The organism is Salinimicrobium profundisediminis, from assembly GCF_026241755.1.
GTDB classification, from domain to species: Bacteria; Bacteroidota; Bacteroidia; order Flavobacteriales; family Flavobacteriaceae; genus Salinimicrobium; species Salinimicrobium profundisediminis.
In genome coordinates this window covers 1-2,163 of record NZ_JAPJDA010000082.1, presented here as the reverse complement: position 1 = coordinate 2,163, position 2,163 = coordinate 1, and the positions used below count along the sequence as shown (strand labels likewise).

Sequence of the window (2,163 nt, the reverse complement as noted above, 5' to 3'; positions counted from 1 at the left end):
GCCGCTCCTTCATCTCCACCTATTTCTTCATCAAAACCAAACATAAAATACACATCTCTTTTCGGTGCATAGCCCTCCTCTAAAAGATGTTCTGCAGCTTCAAGAATTCCAATTACCCCAATTTTATCGTCCAAGGTGCCGCGTCCCCAAATTTCTCCGTCGGTAACAGTACCGCTAAATGGACCTTGCTCCCAGTTTGCTTCGGTTCCTTCAAGAACAGGGGCCACATCATAATGACTGGTTAAACCAATTGGTTTTTTGCCGGATTCGCTTCCAGACCATTTGTAAATTAGCGCATAATCGTTTACTTTCTCTACCTCAAGCTGCTGATGAACAGCCGGATATGTGTCTTCTAAAAATTCAATAAAGCGCTCAAACTCTGGATAATCAAAGGCAGTTCGATCCTGATAGGAAATGGTTTTGAAGGTAAGCGCTTCCGAAAAATGACGTATAGCTTTGTCTTCATCAAGCGCTACTTCAGCTTTATTTGGTTCAGGCTGCCTTGACTCTGTCATAAAGGTACGTGTTACTGTAACAATGGCGAATATAAGCAAAAAGACACCAACTATTAATAAATTCATTTTCCATCTCCCCATACAAAACCCCCGAAACTCTTTTTATATTATTTTATACTATTTTTATAATATTTAGAATTTTATTCTATATTTTTGACATAACTTCTTTCTAGGTTGTTCGAACAACTTATAGTTTGACAACAGTTCGTTTACACTAAGTAATAAATGCTTGAAAAAGCTATTTAGAAAATATATCGGGCAATATAGTATGATAGGTAATAAACAGCAGAAATGGGGAATCTTCATGCATCATGCCATCATTGAAGAAAGAAGAAATGGAAGTGTTGAAAATGTCCATTTTGGGATTATTGCAGGTGTGAACGACAAGAAAGAAACAGTCCGGCAATTTGGAGATATCAAGCAGGATGTTTTCTTTCGATCAGCGGCTAAACCGATTCAAGCACTGCCTTTATTGCTAACAGATATCATTGAAAAATATGGAGTAACGGATGAAGAGGCCGCGCTGTTTGGCGCTTCTCAGCGCGGAGAGCATTACCATATTGCAGCACTGGAGTCATTGCTGAATAAATTGCCTGTTCGTGAAGAAGAACTGCTCTGTCCCCCGTCCTATCCATTAAATAAGGGACCTTATGAGGAAATGCTTCGAGAAGGCAAAGAAAAACGGCGTCTCTATCATAATTGTGCAGGCAAGCATATCGGCTTTGCCGCTGTCTGCAGGGAATTAGGATATGAGGTAAGCGGCTATTGGAGACAGGAGCACCCGCTGCAGAAGCAAATCAATGACATTTTTTCTGAGCTGTCAGAAATTCCTCTTGACCTAATCAAGGCAGGGACGGATGGCTGTGGTGTTCCTGTATTGGCAATCCCTCTGGAAAATATGGCTTTAACTTACTTAAAACTGGCATGTCCAGATATGATTAAAGATTCCGCATTAAGATCAGCTGTTCAAAAGCTTGGAGCAATCATGAACAAGGAGCCAAATATCATTGCTTCACATCATTTTATTTGCTCTATTCTGCTTCGGGACGATAATATCTTTGCTAAAGGGGGAGCACAGGGTGTATACTGCTTTGGGTTAAGAAAAGAGCGCCTTGGCTTTGCTTTAAAGGTGATCAATGGATCCGAAGAAGTGTGGCCAAATATTGTTGCTTCTATCTTAGAGCAGATTGACTATAGCAATAAAGAAACCATTCGGAATTTAAGGGCACTTAAGCCCAATTCAGTGAAAAATGATTCAGGCCATGAAGTAGGCACGATCCATGAAGTTTTTCAATTAAAGGAGTTATAAAACATATGTTGATAGAAGTCATTGCGGATACGCTAAACGATGCAATACTAGCAGAAAAAGCAAGAGCAGATCGAATTGAGTTAATTACAGCTGTTGGAGAAGGCGGGCTTACCCCGAGCTATGGCTTGATTGAGGCGGTTTGCCATGCTGTTTCGATTCCTGTCAGTGTGATGATCCGTCCGCATAGCAGGAGTTTTACATACACACAGCAGGATGTAGCAATCATGAAATCAGACATTAAAGCATGCATAGATATTGGGGCAGCGGGAATTGTGATCGGAGCAATAACTGCAGAGAATAATGTCGATGAAGAGGATCTTTCTGTTCTGCTGGAAGATA

Annotated in this window: 3 protein-coding genes; 2 read left to right on the top strand and 1 reads right to left on the bottom strand. The window is 40.8% G+C overall.

Translation table 11 applies throughout. The features are described from left to right. Positions 1-581: M20/M25/M40 family metallo-hydrolase (locus OQ279_RS18635; RefSeq protein WP_266071367.1), on the bottom strand; the 581-nt coding region annotated here is incomplete at its 3' end. A 163-nt stretch (positions 582-744) separates the two neighbouring features. Between OQ279_RS18635 and OQ279_RS18630 the strand changes: the two genes are divergently transcribed. Beyond that, positions 745-1,824 carry an asparaginase gene (locus OQ279_RS18630; protein ID WP_266071366.1) on the top strand — a complete coding sequence of 360 codons (1,080 nt, stop codon included), beginning with the start codon at positions 745-747 and terminating at the stop codon, positions 1,822-1,824. Positions 1,825-1,829: 5 nt separating this feature from the next. Beyond that, the coding region (locus OQ279_RS18625) for a copper homeostasis protein CutC (protein WP_274704496.1) at positions 1,830-2,163 on the top strand (334 nt) is incomplete at its 3' end.